15 protein-coding genes are annotated in these 18885 nt (G+C 33.8%); 12 read left to right on the forward strand and 3 right to left on the reverse strand.

Going from position 1 to position 18885, the window contains the following annotated elements:
- Positions 1–8: 8 nt before the first annotated feature.
- Positions 9–416 (reverse strand): response regulator, encoded by a 408-nt coding sequence (locus tag BXY75_RS08235; protein ID WP_121907229.1) that lies wholly within the window; start codon positions 414–416, stop codon positions 9–11.
- Entirely contained in the window at positions 400–2856 is a 2457-nt protein-coding gene (locus BXY75_RS08240) for a PAS domain S-box protein (RefSeq protein ID WP_147437253.1), read from the reverse strand. Before BXY75_RS08240 ends, BXY75_RS08235 begins: the two co-directional genes overlap by 17 nt.
- 843 nt (positions 2857–3699) lie before the next feature.
- Here BXY75_RS08240 and BXY75_RS08245 point away from each other — a divergent pair.
- The 3 genes from BXY75_RS08245 to BXY75_RS08255 are packed head-to-tail and all read left to right on the forward strand — an operon-like array spanning position 3700 to position 6070.
- On the forward strand, positions 3700–4479 hold the full coding sequence (locus BXY75_RS08245) for a HipA family kinase (protein ID WP_121907231.1): 780 nt from the start codon (positions 3700–3702) through the stop codon (positions 4477–4479).
- Complete coding sequence (locus BXY75_RS08250; RefSeq protein ID WP_121907232.1) at positions 4469–4852, forward strand: DUF3037 domain-containing protein; 384 nt, start codon at positions 4469–4471, stop codon at positions 4850–4852. Before BXY75_RS08245 ends, BXY75_RS08250 begins: the two co-directional genes overlap by 11 nt.
- A 9-nt stretch (positions 4853–4861) precedes the next feature.
- Positions 4862–6070, forward strand: coding sequence for a PGAP1-like alpha/beta domain-containing protein (locus tag BXY75_RS08255; protein ID WP_121907233.1), 1209 nt, complete (start codon positions 4862–4864; stop codon positions 6068–6070).
- Between the two features lie 62 nt (positions 6071–6132).
- Here BXY75_RS08255 and BXY75_RS08260 read toward each other — a convergent pair whose 3' ends face one another.
- On the reverse strand, positions 6133–7200 hold the full coding sequence (locus tag BXY75_RS08260) for a methyltransferase (RefSeq protein ID WP_121907234.1): 1068 nt from the start codon (positions 7198–7200) through the stop codon (positions 6133–6135).
- Positions 7201–7688: 488 nt separating this feature from the next.
- On the opposite strand from BXY75_RS08260, the gene BXY75_RS08265 reads away from it, so the two are divergent.
- From BXY75_RS08265 to BXY75_RS08305, 9 genes are all read left to right on the forward strand, one after another.
- On the forward strand, positions 7689–8078 hold the full coding sequence (locus tag BXY75_RS08265) for a hypothetical protein (protein WP_121907235.1): 390 nt from the start codon (positions 7689–7691) through the stop codon (positions 8076–8078).
- A 217-nt stretch (positions 8079–8295) separates the two neighbouring features.
- Positions 8296–8805 (forward strand): contractile injection system tape measure protein, encoded by a 510-nt coding sequence (locus BXY75_RS08270; protein WP_121907236.1) that lies wholly within the window; start codon positions 8296–8298, stop codon positions 8803–8805.
- Between the two features lie 18 nt (positions 8806–8823).
- The gene (locus BXY75_RS08275) at positions 8824–9798 is read left to right on the forward strand and encodes an alpha/beta hydrolase family protein (RefSeq protein ID WP_121907237.1); all 975 of its coding nucleotides are present in this window, start codon (positions 8824–8826) and stop codon (positions 9796–9798) included.
- A 495-nt stretch (positions 9799–10293) separates the two neighbouring features.
- Positions 10294–12573, forward strand: coding sequence for a chondroitinase-B domain-containing protein (locus tag BXY75_RS08280; RefSeq protein ID WP_121907238.1), 2280 nt, complete (start codon positions 10294–10296; stop codon positions 12571–12573).
- Between the two features lie 21 nt (positions 12574–12594).
- On the forward strand, positions 12595–13638 hold the full coding sequence (locus tag BXY75_RS08285) for a polysaccharide lyase family 7 protein (RefSeq protein WP_121907239.1): 1044 nt from the start codon (positions 12595–12597) through the stop codon (positions 13636–13638).
- A gap of 12 nt (positions 13639–13650) precedes the next feature.
- A complete protein-coding gene (gene gndA, locus BXY75_RS08290; protein ID WP_121907240.1) occupies positions 13651–15534 on the forward strand; it encodes an NADP-dependent phosphogluconate dehydrogenase in 1884 nt (627 codons plus the stop codon).
- A gap of 23 nt (positions 15535–15557) precedes the next feature.
- The gene (locus BXY75_RS08295) at positions 15558–16832 is read left to right on the forward strand and encodes an Nramp family divalent metal transporter (RefSeq protein ID WP_121907241.1); all 1275 of its coding nucleotides are present in this window, start codon (positions 15558–15560) and stop codon (positions 16830–16832) included.
- Between the two features lie 43 nt (positions 16833–16875).
- Positions 16876–17964, forward strand: coding sequence for a polysaccharide lyase family 7 protein (locus BXY75_RS08300; RefSeq protein WP_121907394.1), 1089 nt, complete (start codon positions 16876–16878; stop codon positions 17962–17964).
- A 21-nt stretch (positions 17965–17985) separates the two neighbouring features.
- Positions 17986–18756, forward strand: a complete 771-nt coding sequence (locus tag BXY75_RS08305) for an SDR family NAD(P)-dependent oxidoreductase (protein WP_121907242.1) — start codon at positions 17986–17988, stop codon at positions 18754–18756.
- Positions 18757–18885: the final 129 nt, after the last annotated feature.

The raw sequence follows: 18885 nt of genomic DNA on the forward strand, positions 1-18885 counted from the left end.
AAATTCGGTTATGTTGTTTCAAAAGAATTCACTATTGAAATTAGCTCGCCGGGCTTTATGGGTTTAATTATATAGTCTGAAACTTCAGAAATACTTTTAGCTCTAAGTATATCACTGGAGTCTACTGAAGAAGAAACCATATAAATTAGTATCTTTTTTCCTACTCTTGGTTTAATTTTAATATATTCTTCCATGAATTGAAATCCATCCATTATAGGCATATTAATATCCAATAAAATGATGTCTGGAAGTTTTGCACTATCATCAAGATTTCTAATTAGGAAATCTAAAGCCTCTTCACCATCCGAAAAAGCGATAATTTCTTTAGCTAAATTGTAAGCTTGAATTGTTTTTGAAATTGTGTATTGATAAATGTTATCATCATCAATAACACAAATATTATAAAGGTTTTTCATTCCTATCCTCATTAAAAATTATAGTAAACACAGAGCCCTTATTTACTTCACTTGCTGCAGAAATAATCCCACCCATAGATTCGATTTGTATTTTCGTTAAATAAAGCCCAACACCTTTTGCTTCAGGGTGTCTATGAAATGTTTTATTTAATCCAAAAAGTTTATGTCCGTGTTTTTTTAAATCTATTCCCAATCCATTATCGCGAAATGTAAGTTTAATCTTATCATTGATATATTCCGTTTCAATATGGATTTCAGGATTTCGATCGGGTGATCGATATTTCACAGCATTGGTCACTAAGTTAAGAAAAATACTTTCTAAATAGGTTTTATGATATTTAATTTTGGGTATTCTTGAAAATTCACTAGTTATAGTTGCGTTAGATTTAATTATCTGCCCTGAAATTATTTCTTTTGTTATACTCAAAATTTCCTCGAAATCTATAAATTCAATCTCTTTTGCGACGCCTTTTTTAGTTTTTAAAGCTTCGATTAAGGTATTTAAAGTTGAGGTGAGATGGCTAATTACGATCTCAAATTTTTCAAACAATAATTTTCTTTCCTCCTCACTATCTGAAATATTATACAAATGTAATAGTGCATTTAAGTTACTTACGGGTGAACGTAAATTATGGGAGGTAATATGTGCAAAGTCTGCCAACTGATTATTTTGATCTGTAAGATGTTGCGTTAAAACTTCTAGACTTTCTTTCGCTTGAAGTATTTTATGTTCTGCTAATTTTTGTTCTGTAATATCACGTATTGCGGCCGAAACGAGTAAACCTTCTTCTGTTTGAAGGGGACTTAAGCTTATTTGAATTGGAATTTCTATTCCTTCTTTATTTATTCCGAATAGCTCTTTTCCCACGCCCATTCCCCTAACCTTAGGGTTGGTGAAAAAACTATCTCGATACTTTTCATGGTTGCCAGTAAATCGCTTGGGAATAAGAATTTCAACAGATTTCTCAATTAGTTCCAGCGCAGAATAACCAAACAATATTTCGGCTTGTTTATTAATAAGTTGAATGTGTCCTTTTTCATTCACAATTACCATAGCATCGGGCGCAGATTCTAATAATCCTCTAAACTTATTTTCTGCCATTCTCTGCTCAGTCACATCTTGACACGTACCGATCATCTCTATTAATTCGCCGTCTTTATTAGTGATAATCTCTGCTAAGAGTTGTATTATTTTAACAGTACCGTCTTTTAATTTGATGCGATGCGATAGGTCATCAAATTTTTTATCTTCAAGTGACTTTTGGACGTGTTCAGTCACCATTTCCTTGTCATCCGGGTGAACAAAACTAAAATAGGTGTCATAGCTTACATCTGAATTTTCATCGAGTCCAAAAATTTGAAATAAATTAGCAGACCACTTTACAGCATTGGTAGTGAGATCCCATTGCCAATTCCCCATCATAGTTATTTTCTCTGCGAAAGTTAATAACTGATTTTTGCGCAACAATTCATTCTCTGTTTTTTTCCTTTTAGTAATGTCTCCTGTTTGCATTAATATGCCTCCGATATTGCCATCTGAATCATACCAAGGCCTTACATCCCAAGTAATCCATTGCAATGATCCATCGGTACGAATAAACGGTTCTTCATCATTTATATCAATAGCGCCGTTAAGACATCTTTGATGCATTTTCTTCCATTCTTCCCCTATTTCCGGAAAGAGATCATAATGAGAACGGCCAATAAACTCTTTACCCTCCATTTTATAGTCCGTAATCCAGCGCTTGGATACTGCTATGTACCGCATATTATTATCGACCATAGCAATAGCTATTGGGCTTTGCTCAATAAAAATTTTGTTATGCTCATCTTTAGCCTCCAAATATTTTTTGAGCTTTTTTAATTCCAAAGCGTTCAGATTCAATTTGTTTTCAGAAATAGCTAATTCAGTAGTTGCTTCTCTTAGCTCTTTATTTCTTTGAAACAATTGTTTTAAACCAGGGGTTAAAACGAAAAGGAGTTCTCCTATTAATATTAAAACGGCTATTAATACAAGAAAATAAATTATCAGTTTTAAATTTTGAAGATTTTTCTCTGCGTTTTTTTGATATTCGTTGACTAGGGCATCCATAGTCAACAAAAAAAATGGCTCTACCTTTGCAATAGTATTTACATCCTTTATAAGGAACTCAGAATCCGGATCATTAATTATATTCCTTGAGGAGCTAACTATCTTTTTTAATTGTAACTCACTAGTTTTTAATAATGAATCAATCGTACTATTATTCTCCCCTTCTTTATTAGTATTAATAAGATAATTATGAGTGCTTTCAAATTCATCAATAACTGTCTTTAATGAATTTAATCTTAGAGTATCGCTTGAGTCATTATCAATAGAAAACACTATTTTAGTTATGTTTTGACTTAGCGCGCGTTGTTTTCCCGATTTGTTAATTAGGTAAGCATCCTGTTTTTGCAAATTGATACTTCGGTGTATAATAAATAGTACACTTACAATTATAATTAATAACGTAATTATGAAAAGTAGATATCGATTTTTTATGGACTCTGTTAGTTTATGAATTGCCAAAGTCCTTCTGATTTGGGCTCAGTGAGCCGATATAGGTTTTTGAAATAAATTTGGAAATGGTGAAATCAGAAACTTTTATCATCATTGAGTTAGAATTTACTATGCTTAAGAGGGTTTGTTTAAAATAAAAATAGCGAACTCGATGATGTATACAAAATAAATCGCTAATAGATATAAGTTATATCTACTTGAAATTGGGGATTTTCGTACAAATACATTTATTTACGCTGATATACCATCAATGTTTAAATCATTGTTTATCAAATATAGTTTTTTAATGAACAATACGAATATTTTTTTTTACTGAATTTAGAATAACATCCTAATCTAGTTATTAAAGAAAGCATTATAAAATCAATTTTACCCATAGCTAAATTTCAAAATGTGATTGTATACTCCTTCGTCAAAAGTACTTTAGGCATTATAACTAATTTGTATATGTACGCTTCGGAAGATGTCAATAATCTGTTACTATAAAAAGAGTTAGGAAGCTTTTAAATAACATTCGAACTGTCTAGAACCTAGTAGAAAAACGATACTGAAGTACAATGAAATATAAGAATTTGTAGAAACAATAATTGTTCTATATAATTTCACCATTAAAAGACAAGTGAAATAATATTTCAAGCGAATTTATAAATTATTTAATGTCGAAATTCTATTGAAAAAGTTACTCAAATAAGTAGCGATAACTAAAGCTCCATAAATTCCATTTTTAGTACTTTCGTGTCCATGAATAAAATTGATATTCGAAGCGTAGATGTTATTCAATATGTGCAGCCGTTGCGGGAAGGTGGCTCACTTCCTGCTATAGTTAAAGCCGATGATGGATTTCTTTATGTACTTAAGTTTAGAGGAGCCGGACAAGGTAAGAAGGCGCTGATAGCTGAATTTATTGGAGGTGAAATTGCGCGAACAATTGGTTTACATGTTCCTGAATTGGTATTTATGAATCTAGATGATTCTTTTAGCAAGACAGAACCTGATGAAGAAATTCAAGACTTGCTTAAATTTAGTGTTGGTTTAAACCTGGGGTTGCATTTTTTATCAGGTGCGATTACTTATGATCCATTAGTTTCAAATGTAGATGCAATGACTGCTTCAAAAGTTGTAATACTAGATAGTCTTATTAGTAATATTGATAGAACTTCCAAGAACACAAATTTGTTAAACTGGAATAATGAACTTTGGGTAATTGACAATGGAGCTAGTTTATATTTTCACCATGACTGGAAAAATTGGAAAAAACACCTTATTAGAACATTTCCACTCATCACAGATCATGTACTTTTGCAACAGGCAACTGTTTTAACTGAAGCTTCGGAAGAAATCCAAGGTTTACTTAGAAATGAGAGAATTACTGAAATAATTTCAAATATACCCGAAGACTGGTTGTTAAGTGAAGCTGATGCATTAAGTCCTAACGAAATGAGAGCAGCGTATATCGAATTTTTAAGTGCAAAACTTTCTATGATTGATTTATTAGTTAAAGAAGCAGCCGATGCAAGATAGATATACATTTGAATATGCCATAATAAGAATTGTGCCAAAGGTTGAACGTGAAGAATTCTTTAATGTTGGAGTAATTCTCTTTAGTAAGCAGAAAAAATTTCTAGGAATAAAATATCAAATTAATGAAGACAAGTTAAAAGCATTTTCAACTGAAATTGAGCTGGAAGTATATAATGATTACTTAAATGCCTGGAAATTAATTTGCGATGGTGAACCTTCAGGAGGGAAAATAGGGAAACTGGAATTATCTGACAGGTTTAGATGGTTAGCAGCTTGCAGAAGCACAATTATTCAAAGCTCTAAAACGCATCCCGGCTTAAGCCATGATCCGAAAAAAACATTGGATGATATATTCAAAAAGTACGTTTTATAAACAGTTTAGATGTCAAACAAACAAAAAACAGGTTCCAAACTACAAGGAATTAGCCGTTTAATTACTGATGCTACTATAGGAATAACCGATTTGGTCGAATCCATGCATAGAAGGATAGTCCATCCTCCTTTTTTACCCTCCACCCCCATTCAGCATCTAATTACCGATATTTCCGGAATAGTTTATAACAACATAAGGTGGAGTACTCGATTTATTGGCAGTGGTGTAGATAATGTTTTAGGACAATTTGCAACTGTAAGTGGAAAAATTAAGACTACCGCCGAAAGGGAAGCTTTACAAGCTGTTTTAAACGGCGTTGTAGGTGATTATTTGGAAAAAACTGAAAATCCGTTGCAGATTGAAATGCAATTAAGATACGAGGCAAATACTGTCTTAATTAATAAAAAAAGTCTTGAAAAAGCATTTCCGTCAATCAATGGCAAAATTCTCTTAATGGTACACGGTTCATGTATGAATGATATCCAATGGACTAGAAATGACCATAATCATGGAACAGCGTTAGGAAAAGAACTTCAGAAAACCCCCATTTACCTGCTATATAATAGCGGTTTACATATTTCCAGCAACGGACAAAGTTTAAATGAATTATTGGAAAAACTGGTGCTTCATTGGCCTGTACCCGTTGAAGAACTTATAATTGTCGCGCATAGTATGGGTGGCTTAGTCTCGAGAAGTGCCTTACATTACGGTGAAGAACAGCAAAAAACATGGACGAAGCATCTCAAAAAAATCATTTTTTTAGGCACCCCTCACCACGGCGCATCCTTAGAGCAGGCAGGTAATTATGTGGATGTCGTTTTAGAGGCTGTTCCCTATGCCAAACCATTTGCACGATTGGGAAAAATAAGAAGTGCCGGGGTTACAGATTTAAGATATGGGAGTTTAGTAGATGAAGACTGGAAAGACATCGATCGTTTTAAAATGGGAGGCGACCAAAGACAGAGCAGCTCATTACCGAAAAAGATTGATTGTTATGCTATCGCCGGAGTTGTAGGAAAGGATATTAAATCTGGATCTACCCAGCTATTAGGAGACAATATGGTGGGTTTGAAAAGTGCACTTGGACAACATAGTGACCCCGCTAAAAATTTAAATTTTAAAAAGAAAAATACGTGGATTGCTTTTGAGAATAATCATATGGATTTGTTAAGCAATAAAGAGATTTATTCCAAAATAAAGACATGGATGCTTTTATAAGCCATAATTTAAAGTCTCAGCTGTTTTTAAACGATCAAATTTAATCTTTGCTACTCAAAAACTTATTTATTTATTAGTACCCAAAGTTCTACTTCCTCCAAAGCACGCCAATGCTGATCTCGCTTCGTTTTATTTGAAGCACTTTTAACCGTTTTTTTTAAATAGTTATCCAGTTGAAATCGCCCGCCTTCGGCTAGTTCCTTTTCAATTGGATGTTCTTTTGACACATTTGTTATTTGTGCTAAATTCGAGAATAAGAGCACCAATTTTCCATCTGGTAAAAGTCGTTGCTTTGCTCCTTCAAAAAAATCAGGAAATAGATTTTCATCGTAATAAATAGCTTCATCAATTCTGTCTAAATCATGAGATTTTGGCAACCATGGCGGATTAAAAACTATTAGTTCGGTTTGTTTTTCGAACTTTCCAAAAAGAGATGCAACATCTAATTCTATCTTTCTAGACAACTTTGTATCTCCCATATATTCGATTAATCCAACAATGGCATTTGGGTTTGTATCTGTGCCAAAAACCTTTTGAAAACCATACTTTATCATTTGAAAAGAAAGTATGCCACTGCCAATACCTACGTCTATCGCTGTTTTTTTGTGCCCATCATAGCGTTTTAACCAATTATCGAAAAGTATTAAATGATCAAAACGAGTTGGGAAATAGGTACCGTAATAAGGATGTATTTTATTTCGTAATACAGGAACAGAAATTCCGTTTTTATACCATTGCCAGGCACTGTTTAGTCCTTGTATTTGAGGAAAGGTCAATAAAAAATCACTTGATTCCGGATACAATTTTTTTAGCCAACCAATAGAGGGTGATTTTTTAAGTATTAAATTATGCGCTACAATTTCCACATAAATAAGATTGGATAGCTTATTATATTCCGCACGATATTCACGTTGTTCTTGAAAAGAGCTATTTGGGAGTTTTTTTTGAAGATATATCTTTAATGCCTTGAGCAGTAATAATCCGTTGCTATAAAACTCGGTTATTAATACCGGCTTACCCGCTTCTAATGCTTTAATAGTGAGTTTAACATCTGAAGTCCGATTAAACAATTCTAATTGCTTGTTTAGAATAATAGGTTCCGGCTTACTTAGATTTATATCTGTACTCATTGTTTGGTTTTACTTGTGTGTAATGATCGTTTTACTTTCTGTTATTGTAAATGTAAAAACTTTGCGTGAGGGATTGCAGTGTAAATCCCGCATTCGCCAGAGGCGGAGCGGAATTGCAACGGAAAGCCCGACCCTTTTGGGCACGCCCTAATTTAAAAGAAAAAAATGTCTTATACATTTAGCTTAATAGTGCTTTCGCTCATTTATTTAATAGGATCGTATAATTCTTAAAATGGTGTGAAAGGATCACAAATATCTATAGATAAATAATGCGTGGCAAAGGTACTTTATTAATGCCCATTAGAGAGCTTCGATTAAAGCAATTATAAATCAAGCGGATCCACATAAAAGCAGAACGGATAGCTCTTTTTGATTGGAAAAGCTGACTAATCGTAATAAGTATAAGATTTATTAAATTTATTGGCGACCAGGTAAATGCAATCACGACTTAGTGAGGAATTGAATTGAAATTCCTACTTTTAATAATTATGATACTAGAGATTGCAAAATGGGTTGTAATAATATTTGGGATCTTTATCATTTTTGCTGGTTTCGTGATGCTATTTGCACCAAAAAAGGCAAGAATAACTTTGAGAAAAGCCGGTAGTTCAAATTTGATCAACTATTCGGAAATAACAATCCGATTAATCCCTGCGATTGCATTGATTTTACATGCTGATTATTCCAAATTCCCTATTGCATTTAGTGTTTTCGGATGGGTTATGTTAATAACTTCTCTAATTCTTTATGTTGTTCCAAGAAAAATACATCACAAATTCTCAATGAAAAGTGCTGATATACTTAAGCCATTATATTTTCAATTGATTTCACCATTCGCCTTTTTGTTCGGTGCATTAATAATTTATACAGCTATTTAAAATTTAATTTTTTTATTTATTTAGCATGAATCACAGGTTCTAAGGATTAATAGGAATAACCAATATCTTAACCGAAGAAGTTGAACTTAAACAAACCAATGTGGGAGCCAGTCTTAATGTGGGTGGCGTATTTGCGTTTTAGAAGCAGAAAACTTTAGTTAGTCAAAAAAGAAGTATCTTCATTCTATCAGTTGATTATTAACTCATTTTACATATCATGAACGATTCCATATCGATAAAAAGCGCCGGTCTAGTTTTAATTCAGAGTTTTTTCCCTATGCTCTTTGAGCGCTTAGGACTTACACAAGACAATGCTTTTATTAATAAGGAAAATCAGATGGATGCCTGTCGTTATCTACAATACCTGGCAACCACAGACGCAAATGTTGAAGAGTCTTATTTACCTTTAAATAAGGTTCTTAGTGGTTTGTCTGTTAACGATCCTGTATTTCCGGATCTTGATTTGATTCAGGCAGATAAAGATCTAATGGAAGGGCTTATTCAGGCAGCTATAGGTCATTGGACAGCAATAGGAGAAACATCAAATCTTGGTTTTAGAGGCAATTGGCTTGTTCGCGATGGCATTTTAACAGAACTTGAGGATCGATGGGAATTAACGGTAGAAAAAAAAGCATACGACCTCCTAATCAGCAAAGCTCCTTTCGCCTTTTCAATTATAAAATTTCCATGGATGCAAAAACCGATTCATGTAAACTGGCCTTATTAAAAAGATGTTTAGAATCTTATGAAATGTTATAAACTTTTAATTTTTGTCTTACTGTTTTCAAGCTGCAAAGCACAGGAAACAAAGCTTATAGTTAGCAAGGAACTAATAGCAGATATCTCAGGGGCTCCCATTTATTCAAGCTTAACGGAGGAGATTAATGGTAAGATAGAATGGAAAGAAGAGTACAATTATCTAGACAGAATTGATATCTATAAAATCACCTATTTAAGTGATGATTTAAAAATAAACGGCCTCTTAGTAAAACCTAAAAAAAAGGGCAAATATCCGTGTGTTATTTATAATCGCGGTGGAAACAGAGATTTTAGCGCACTTACAATTGCTACAGGAGCAATTAGACTGGGTGCCATTGCTAAAGAAGGCTATGTGGTTATTGCAAGTCAATACAGAGGGAATGGAGGAAGTGAAGGAAAAGAGGAGTTTGGAGGAGCCGAGGTGAATGATATTACAATTTTAACTGAAGTTTTAAAGGAAATAGAATCGGCCGACACAGATAAAATTGGAATGTATGGTTGGAGCCGTGGTGGAATGATGACCTATATCGCTTTAACCAAAACAGATAAAATTAAAGCCGCGGTTGTAGGTGGCGCCGTATCAAATCTTTATAGTATAATTGAAGACAGACCTAAAATGGAAACGGCAGTTTTAGCAGAATTAATTCCGAAGTATTCAGAAAATAAAGAGATTGAATTAACAAAGAGATCTGCCATAAAATGGACTGATAAATTCCCTAAGAATGTTCCAATTTTAATGCTTCATGGTAACGCAGATTGGCGCGTAAAGCCTGAACAAAGTTTACAGCTGGCTTTAAAACTTGAAGAAAACAGAATACCATACAGACTTATAATATTTGAAGGAGGAGATCATGGAATTTCGGAGCATACGAAGGAAGTCACAGAACAAATAATTAAATGGTTCAATAGATTTTTGAAAAATAACGAACCCTTACCAGACATGGAGCCCCATGGAAGATAGCAATTACCTTGATTGTAATTCTTGCAACTAGTTAACAGCTTGGATCACTTTTAAATTAAATGTTGATTGAAAGCTTCAACCTCATGGATTTCTGTTTATGGTCAAACCCATTTTTCTATTTATAAATTTTCTTCAAAAGTATAGGTCTCGTTATAAATGTTCATTTCAATTTTTTGACAATAATTTTATGCTATTTTACTTTTATTTGAGAAACAGAATTTAAAAAATCCTATCGACCCTCATTATAAAGCTGACAGACTTCTAGTAGTTGAAAAATGATGGTTTGTGATTTACCTCTCCTTTAATTTAATCATTTTCAAAAGGTTATATTGTTATTGAGATAGTTAATTTCAAATAACCTCAACATAAAAGTTTCCAGCTAAAAATTTGCAGCTTAGAATAAAATACATATATTTGGTAAACCAATCTGGTAAACCAATTATATTTAGCTCTGATATGACACGAAATTTTAGATCATTTTTTGCATTTATTTTGATGAGTTACTTATTAATTTCCTGTAACACTACATCTAATAATAGCACTTTAGTTGAAACCATCATTGAATTTAATGAGGCAGTAGCAAATGCCAAACCTGGTGATGCCATAATATTAAAAAACGGAATCTGGGAAGATTCTGAGTTGTTATTTGCAGCAGAAGGAACAGATGAAAAACCAATAACACTGCGAGCAGAAACACCGGGCAAAGTTTTTATAGAAGGAGTTTCTAGCTTAAAATTTGGCGGAAACTATTTGGTAGTTGATGGCTTGCATTTTAGAAACGGATACTCACCTACTGAGGCCGTTGTAGAATTTAGAGTTGATGATAACAACATTGCAAATCATTGTACTTTTACCAATAGTGTAATTGAAGACTTCAATAAAATGCAACGTGATGACTCAGATCTTTGGGTGCTTTTTAGAGGAAGACACAACACCATGAGCAACTGCTACATTGAAGGAAAAACAAATAGAGGACCAACGGTAAGAGTGGACATCGCAGGAAGGGAAAGCATTAATAACTACCACCAGATAATTAATAATCATTTTGGACCAAGACCAACGAAAGGTGGAGCTAGTGGAGAAACCATACAAATAGGTGACAGTTATACTTCAATGTCACCGAGCTATACTATGGTTGCTAATAATCTATTTGAAAAATGTAATGGTGAGGTAGAAATTATATCAAGTAAAACCAATTTCAATGAGTTTAGAAATAACGTATTTTATCAAAGTGAGGGTTCATTAGTTACCCGACACGGTAATTATGTGACCATTGATGGAAATTATTTTATTGGCGATGGTGTAAACGAAAATTACGGCGGAATACGAATCATAAATACAGGTCATACGGTAACAAACAACTATTTCTACAGCATCATAGGGAAAAATTTTAGAAGTCCGTTAGCGGTAATGAATGGTATCCCAAAATCTCCATTAAACAGATATAATCAGGTTACAGATCTTGTGGTAGCCTATAACACCTACATAAATTGTGCTTCGCCTTGGCAATTTGGGGTAGGATCTAATATTAGTCAGAAAGATGTCTTGCCATTGTCAGAAATTCGTTCTGCAAGACCTATTCGATCTTTGGTAGCCAACAATATTATCTATAATGAGAATGGAGACCCTTCTCCTATTATTGAGCATGATGAAGCTGATGGTGTAACTTTTAAAAGCAATGTAATAAACAATCACGGGCTTGCATTTAAAGCTTATGATGGGCTGGAAAATTTAGACTTCCAAGTACAAGAGATAGCTCCTTATATTTTCATGCCTTCAGAAACTTTAAAAATTAAAGCATATCAAGGATTTGGATTCGATGAATTTTCAAAAGATATCTTCGGAAATTCTAGAAAAAATGATACATCTATAGGTGCTAGTGTAAATCCTGCGGCAAAAGATCCAATGATTTTAGATAAAACGAAATATGGGACAAACTGGTATTCAAATGAAGTAGAAGCAAATGATCCAACAACCCATACCGTATCTAATGCTGATGAACTAAGAATAAAAATTAATGAAGCCGAAAATGGGGATATTATAAAATTGAAGGCTGGAAATTATGCTATCGAAACTTCATTACAAATTCATAAAAGACTCAACATTTTATCTGATGATAAATTAAACACTATCCTAACGTATTCGGGCGCAGAAAACACCGCACTTTTTGAATTGCATCCTAAGGGTTTTTTAAACTTGAAAAGTGTTGTCTTAAAAGGTAATAGCTCACAATATGCTTTTTCAAGTATAAACAAAAACATGTTTACTCATTTTGGGCTGACCGTTTTAGACTGTGCTATAAGTGATTTTAACTATGCCTTAAAAGTGTACAAAGAATCATTCGCAGAACGAATCACCTTTCAAGATACGGCTATTTCAGATTGTACAAACGGCTTAGAATTATCTGAAGAAACAGATGATAAAGGAGATTATAACACAGAATATTTAACCATCAAAAATTGCGATTTTTCAAATGTTAATCGCAATGTAATCGACTATTATCGTGGCGGGTATGATGAATCTACTATTGGTGGAAATCTTTTAGTTACCAATTCGAATTTTACTAATTGCGGGGGAAAAGAAGAAACCGGGATCCTGATAAACACGCGAGGTATTATTAATGTAGCTATTTCAGAAAACACCTTTAAAGATAATCCTGTAAAATTGGTTGCATTACTTTGGGGAGCAAAAAATAACTCACATTCGAATAATCAAATTACAAATTCGGGCGAAATTAAAGTGGAAGAGAATTTGAAACTTAAGTTGATGTACTAGTCTTTCTAAAAAGTAAGCAAAATGAAAAATATAGCTTTAATAATACTAGCTCTTATTGCAATTGTTGCCTGTAAAAATAAATCGGAAACTATTTCCGAAGGAATTGTACAAACCAATGAAATTGTAAAATACCCAAGCGATGTCTTACCATTTATGGATGAATGGAAGATTTTATTAGGCGATGGTACTCATAATGACTCTTTAATAAATTATTCAAAAGAAGATTTTTTTTATACTGAAAACGATGGTAAAACTAATTGGGTAGTATACAAAACTCCAAACTCTGGTATTACCTCCAAAAATTCGGGGAATACAAGAACAGAATTAGGACAAAAAAAGCGCTGGATACCAGAAACTGGTGGCAAACTTACCGGCAAATTAAAAGTACAACACGTTTCTACAACTGGTGATGCGAGAGTTGCTGCATCATATTCGGTGGTAGTTGGGCAAATTCACAGTGATGAAGGTCATAAAAATGAACCCCTTAAAATATTTTATAAAAAATTCCCTGGGCACACTAATGGTTCTGTTTTTTGGAATTATGAAATTAATACGGAAGGTGACAATGGAGAAAGATGGGATTATTCAACGGCCGTTTGGGGTTATGATATGTCTGTTCTAGGAACAAGCCTCGCAACTTATCCGGAAGAGCCCAAAGATGGCATTGCCTTAGGTGAAGAATTCAGTTATGAAATAAATGTTTTTGAAGGCATCATGTATCTCACATTTTCAAGTGATACACACGAGACTAAGACCTTTACAAAAAGCTTAATAACTTCCGACTATTCAAAAAAATCTGACATTCCGCAACAAATAGTAAGCTTATATGCTACCATTGGTCGGGATGGCACGGAAAGAACTAATGCCTATGCCGATGAGTTACAGTTTTTTAAACAAGGTGCATACAATCAAACTAATGGTAAAAAACCAGTAGATAATATGGTTTGGAGTACCGGATCAGAAATCTTTGGAGGTAATGTGGCGGAACAATATGCCAAAGGAAGTTATACAGAAGTTTGGTTTAAAGAAGCCACTGTTGGTTCAGGAACAGCACCGAATAATTAAAATATTAAATCATTGAAAAAAGTAATCTTCATAATAGGCGTTGCTGGATGTGGAAAAAGCACTATTGGAAAATTACTAGCAGAAGAATTACATATTCCTTTTTTTGATGGTGATGATTTTCATTCTGAAAACAACCTTAAAAAAATGTCTGGCGGACAAGCTTTAAATGATGAAGATAGACAAGGTTGGTTAGAAACTTTAAATGATTTGGCCAAAAAGCAATTGATTAAGAACAGTTGTGTTATTGCATGTTCAGCACTGAAACAAAAATACCGTATTACGTTAAGTGATACTTTAGAGAACCAAACTAAATGGGTGCATTTATCTGGAAGCTTTGAGCAGATTTTGGAAAGAATGAATAGTCGAACGGATCATTTTATGCCCTCAGAATTATTAAAATCTCAATTTGATATTTTAGAAAAACCTAGAGAAGCGATACAAATAGATAGTAGCTTATCACCAGAAAACAGTATTAAAATCATAAAAAAAGAATTAATGAATACCTCTGACTTTGGATTATTTGGCTTAGGTGTTATGGGAAAAAGTCTGTGTAGAAATTTAGCAAATAATGGATTTAAAATTTCAATGTATAACAGACATGTTGAAGGTGTTGAGGAAAATGTCGCTAAAAATTTTAAAGACGAATATCCTGAGTTATCCAATGCAGCTGCTTTTGACGATATTTCTGCTTTTGTAAAATCTTTGCAACAACCAAGAAAAATAATGCTGATGGTTAATGCAGGAAAAACAATAGATTTTGTATTAGAAGATTTGCTTCCACATTTATCTAAAAATGATATAATTATAGACGGAGGAAATTCTAACTATGTAAACACCAAAGAGCGTTTTGATTATTTAAAAACTAAGGGTATTCATTTTATAGGAACAGGAGTTTCCGGAGGAGAAGAAGGTGCTTTAAGAGGGCCTTCAATAATGCCAGGTGGAGACTTAGCGGCCTATAAAAGTGTTCAGTTATTTCTAGAAACAATTGCTGCTAAAGACCAAAATAATTTACCGTGTTGTACCTATGTTGGTCCCGAAGGAAGTGGTCATTTTATAAAAATGGTACACAATGGTATTGAGTATGCTGAAATGCAATTGCTAGCTGAAGTATGTACCATATTAGAATCTACAGCTAAAAATCCGGATGAAATAGCCAACATTTTAGAAACTTGGAAAGACAATGCTAATAGTTATTTACTAGAAATTACAATTGATATTCTTAGAAAAAAGGAAGGTGACGATTGGTTGGTAAAAAAAATATTAGATAAAGCTGCTAATAAAGGAACTGGAAACTGGACGACTATTGCTTCGGCAGAGCTGGGTGTTCCAAGTACTTTAATAGCTTCTGCCCTATTTGCTCGATATACTTCGTTTAATAAAGGTGAGCGACTTGCAAATAATGAAATTTATAGAAATACTAAAAAAGCAAAAGTTGATATCGCCATTGATGAGGTGCGTGAAGCATATCAATTTGCAAGAATTATAAATCATTATCAGGGTTTTAAACTCATTTATGAAGCGTCGAATGCTTATTCCTGGAATTTAAATTTAAGTGAAATTGCCAGAATTTGGACCAGTGGCTGCATTATTAAATCCTCTTTAATGAAAGATTTAGTCGATATCCTTAAAGACACAAAAAACATATTAAACAATCCGCGATTAGTGGAATCCATTAATCAATACAAACCATCAGTCAAAAAAGTAGTATCACAATGTGTACTCAATGACCTTACTGTGCCTTGTTTAAGTGAATCTATTCAATTTTTCAATGGAATTACAACTGCATACTCTTCAGCAAATATAATACAAGCTCAAAGAGATTATTTTGGAGCACATACCTATCAAAGATTAGATGATGTAAAAGTAAAAAGTCATCATACAAACTGGAAATAAGAACAAGCCAATAAACTAATATTATGGAAGCGTCTAAGACTAATAAATCATTTCTGAAGAAAGTTATAGCGCTAATCTTGGGTTTTGGTCCTGGTATTTTTGCAATTGGCTACACCATTGGTACAGGCAGCGTAACCTCTATGATTGTTGCAGGAAGTAAATTTAATATGCAATTATTATGGGTGCTTTTATTAAGCTGTATTTTCTCAGGAATTTTAATGTTTGCTTATGGAAATTACGCGTTACTAACAGGTGAAACAGCACTTTTTGGGTTTAAAAAACATTTAAAATACGGGAAGGTTTTAGCGATATTAATAATTATAGGAATTACGTTTGGACAATGGAATTCACTAATGGGTATTTTAGGGATTTCATCAAATATTATATATGAAATACTGGCAGTTAATTTTAATGGATTAGGTGCTTATAAATATGAAACCGTTCTAATAATTGCAATTGTAATAATTATTACTTTTTACTTACTAATGCTAGTCGGTAAGTACACTTTTTTTGAAAAGATACTCGTCATATTTGTAACCCTAATGGGTTTCTCGTTTATATTGTCATTATGCTTTGTGCAGCCACTTCCTTTAGATGTTGTAAAAGGATTAATACCAACGATACCTGATGTTCCGGGTGGTAAAATGTTAGTTGCCGCATTTGTTGGCACCACTATGGCTTCGGCTACTTTTCTATCACGACCCTTATTTGTAAAAGGAAAAGGATGGACTATCAAAAATTTAAAGCAACAAAAAAGAGACTCCATTACTGCTGCCATTCTAATTTTTGTAATTAGTGGAGTTATTATGGCAGTAGCCGCTGGCGCTTTGTTTTATCAAGGTAAGGAGGTGACTCAAGTACTTGATATGGCAAATACTTTAGAGCCGGTAGCTGGTAAATGGGCTGTTACTATTTTCTTTTTTGGAGCATTAAGCGCAGGCTTATCATCAATATTTCCTTGTTTATTAATAGCGCCGTTACTGGTTGCTGATTATCAATCGGGAACCTTAGACACCAATTCTCGTCAGTTTAGAATTATCACTGCAATTGCATGTCTGGTGGCTTTAATTGGCCCTGCCTTTGGAGCAAATCCTATTGAAGTCCAAATTCTATCCCAAGTTTTTAATGTGTTTGTGCTTCCAGTTGTAGTACTAGGTATTATTCTTATGCTAAGCAGTAAAAAAGTAATGAAAGATTATACCACTAGCGTAGGTGTTTATATGGGCTTGTATGCTGCGCTTTTCTTTTCATTAGTGATTTCATACAATGGTATAGTAGCACTTCTGGAATATTTCTGATAACTAATTAAAGATGAAAAATATGAAACCAAATAATATACAAATGACTAAAAAAACGATTACATCATCAGCAACGTTCATAATTCTTACTCTTCTCATAATATTAAGTAGTTGTAAAAATGAAGCGAAGGAACCAAACAAAAAAGAAATTGCAAAAACAGTTTATGCAAGTGATGTTATTCCATTTTTTGATCATTGGAAATTAATTTTAGGTGATGGTACAAATGCTGGTATTGCAAACAATTTTGAAAATACAGATTTCTTTTTCACCACAAATGATGGCAAAAGCGATTGGGTTGTATTTAAGTCTCCAAATGGTGGAGACACACATGGAACTTCAAACAATACAAGAACCGAATTGGCGCAAGTAAAAAAATGGTATCCCAAAACTGCTAATGATAAATTAACAGCTACACTTAAGGTAATGAATGTATCTGCGACTGGTGATGCACGTGTAGCGGCTTCATACGCTGTCGTTGTAGGTCAGATTCATAGTGCAGATTTACATGAAAACGAACCACTTAAAATATTTTATAAGAAATTCCCCGGCCATTCCAAAGGCTCAGTTTTTTGGCATTATGAAATCAATACAGAAGGTGATGATAATTCTGGAAGATGGGATTATTCCACGGCTGTTTGGGGCCATGACTTTTCTGTAGTTGGTACTGATGCAAAGACCTATCCGGAAGAACCTAATGACGGTATAACTTTAGGGGAAGAATTTAATTATGAAGTCGAAGTTAAGGATGGTATTATGACCTTAAAATTTAGTAGTGAAGGTCATGAAACAAAATCGTTTACAAAAAACTTAATCGAATCTGAATATACAACAACTGCAGATATACCAGATCAAACACAAAAATTATTTGTGCCAATTGGTCAAGACGGAGTTGAACGTAAAAATGCCTACGCTGGTGAAGGTTGTTTTTTTAAGCTTGGCGCTTACAATCAAACCAATGGAAAGTCTCCCGATGAAAATATGAACTGGTGTTCTGGTGCTGAAACACATGGTGGCAATCTTCAAAAACAATATGCAGATGGTAACTACGCAGAGGTATGGTTTAAAACAGCAACGATCTCTGTAAGTGATGCGGCCGTATCCAATGAAGGATATTTCACCAAAAATGATTAAACCGATTAATTCAGCAATAAGATGATAAACAATAATAAATTAGCTGGCAAAAATGTTCTAATAACCGCTGGTGCTCAAGGAATTGGAGAGTCGATTACAAGGCATTTTATTGATAGCGGTGCTAATGTTGCCATTCATTATTTTTCCAGTGCCGAAACTGCAAATCAATTAATTGAATATGCAAACGGCAAAGGGCAAAAAGCGGTTGCAATAGCTGGTGACTTAACAAAAGAAACTGATGCGAATGCGATAGTAAAAAAAACGGTAGAAGCATTTGGTGGATTAGATATACTAATCAACAACGCAGGTTCACTAGTTGCGCGTAAAATGTTAAGCGAAATGGAGACTGAGTTTTGGCATAAAGTAATGGATATCAATCTTACATCCATGATGTTTGTGACGCGAGCAGCGGCTCCATATTTAGCAAAAAATGATCACAGCAGTATAGTGAATTTGGCATCACTTGCTGGGCGTAAAGGGGGCCATCCTGGATCATTAGCTTATTCTACAAGTAAAGGTGCTATCCTAACCCTAACACGAGCCCTCTCGTCAGAATTGGGACCCCAAGGTATCCGAGTCAACGCAGTGTCTCCAGGTCTTATCCTTGGAACTTCATTTCACAATACACATACTACGAATGAATCAGCGACTGCAACAACGGCCGGAATTCCAATTCAAAGAGCGGGCAACGCAGCTGATGTAGCACGAGCAGTTGTATATCTGGCATCCGAATACGACGGGTTTATTACCGGTGCGACATTAGACATCAATGGCGGCGTCTACAATATGTAATTCTAGTCAAATTATGTGTGAACAACAGTTGAATATTTATGTTCTAAGCTCAATTTATAATAAACTAAATGTGTAAATGCTTGGTTAGTAATATAATATGTGTATATTTGGTTAACCAATCTGGTTAAC

Origin of the sequence: Ulvibacter antarcticus (genome assembly GCF_003688405.1) — a bacterium.
Classification (GTDB): Bacteria; Bacteroidota; Bacteroidia; order Flavobacteriales; family Flavobacteriaceae; genus Ulvibacter; species Ulvibacter antarcticus.